At 70.3% G+C, this 1778-nt stretch carries 1 protein-coding gene; it reads left to right on the top strand.

Going from position 1 to position 1778, the window contains the following annotated elements; translation table 11 throughout:
• Nucleotides 1–142 precede the first annotated feature (142 nt).
• Nucleotides 143–1750, top strand: coding sequence for an IS1634 family transposase (locus tag ACWDAK_RS41160; protein WP_344641642.1), 1608 nt, complete (start codon nt 143–145; stop codon nt 1748–1750).
• Nucleotides 1751–1778 lie beyond the last annotated feature (28 nt).

The raw sequence follows: 1778 nt of genomic DNA, 5'->3' as shown, positions 1-1778 counted from the left end.
CCCGTACTTCGCGGGTCGTTGAATCGAATGGTTCGGGCCCGGGAACGGTGTCCAAGGCCGCCCCGGTGGCGTTGGATTGGGTGTGTCGATGACTTCCCGGTCCCCGCGGCCACGGTCTGAGCGTCAGCGCCTGGAGTGCGTGGTGACGGCTGTGGTGGAGAAGCGTCTGGGCGCTCTGCCTGTCGCTGCCGAGTTTCTGCGCCGGCTGGACGTGGCCGGGATCGTCGATGAGCTGTGCCCGGGCGGCGCGAGCGCCCACCTGAGCCATGGCCAGGTGATCGAGGCGCTGGTGGCGAACCGGCTCACCTCGCCCGCGCCGTTGGTACGGGTCGGGGACTGGGCGCGGAGCTGGGCGGTGGAGGAGGTCTTCGGCATCGAGCCGGGCCTGCTCAACGACGACCGCCTGGCCCGGGCGCTGGACGCGATCGCTCCGAGGCTGGAGCAGGTTGCGGGCACGATTGGCGCGCGGGCTATCGCCGAGTTCGGCATCGACGTCAGCAGGTGCCACTGGGACATGACCAGCATGTCCGTCTACGGCGCCTACCCCGAGGAGGACCAGGACGACGCGTTCCCGGTCATCGGGTACGGACACCCCAAGGACCGGCGGGTGGACCTGAAGCAGGTCCAGGCCGGGCTCGCGGTGTCCGCCGACGGCGGGATCCCCGTCCACGCCCGGGTCTTCGGCGGCGGTGCGGCCGAGGTGAGCCAGGTCGTCGGGGCGATGAAGGATCTGCGGAAGCTGGCCGGCGAGCAGGAGTTCCTGCTGGTCGCCGACTCCAAGCTGGTGTCGTATCCGAACGTCGCGGCGCTGCTGTCCGCCGGGGTGCCGTTCATCGCCCCGGTCCCGGCCGCGCAGGTCAAGGACGAGGTCTACGCCGCCCTCGACCTGGAGCAGGCGGCTTTCGTGGACTGGGTGCCCGAACGGGACGCCCGCAAGGACCCCGCCGATCGGGAGGTCTACCGGGTGCTGGAGGACGTCCACACCCTGGCCGGACCCCGCAGGCGCGACCCGGTCCTCACAGTGCGGCGGATCCTGGTCCACTCCACCGGGAATGCGGCTGGTCAGCGAGCCGCCCGCGGCAAGCGCCTGACCAAGGCGGCCGAGGACCTGGGCACACTCGCCCGCGCGGCGGGCGGCAGGCACTACAAGACCGCCGAGAAGGTCGCCGCCCGGGTCGGGGTGATCGCCGCGAAACGCCGCGTCGTCTCCTGCCTGCGCTGGCACGTCGAGCAGGACGAGGACGGCGTCCCGACGCTGACCTGGTGCTTCGATCAGGAGGTGCTCGATGCCGAGGCCGCCGTCGACGGCTGGTACGCGCTGATCACACCCCTGACCACCGAGCAGGCCACCCCCGCCGAGGTCCTGATCCAGTACAAGGGCCAGGGCACGGTGGAGCGCCGTTACGCGGACTTCAAGGGACCCCTCGCGGTCACCCCGGTGTTCGTGCAGCACAATCACCGGGTGGCCGCCCTGATCCAGGTGATCTGCCTGGCCCTGCTCGTCTTCTGTCTGATCGAACGCCAGGTCAGACAGGCTCTGGGGCCGGAGCAGACCATGGCCGGGCTCTACCCGGACAACCGCCGGGTCCGCCCCACCGGCCGCATGATCCTCTACCACCTCGGCGAACTCACGCTCCGGATCGGCAACGTGACCGACCCACCCACCGTCCAGATCACCCGCGGCGTCCAACTCCACCTCCTCGAACTCCTCGGCATCGAAGTCACCCGAACCCGCTGGCCACAGACCTGAAACGGTGACCTGCGAAGTACGGGGCTAG

The sequence above is a fragment of the Kitasatospora sp. NPDC001175 genome, assembly GCF_053598215.1.
Note: the sequence above shows the minus strand (reverse complement) of the source record. Positions and strands in the feature narration are given on the sequence as shown.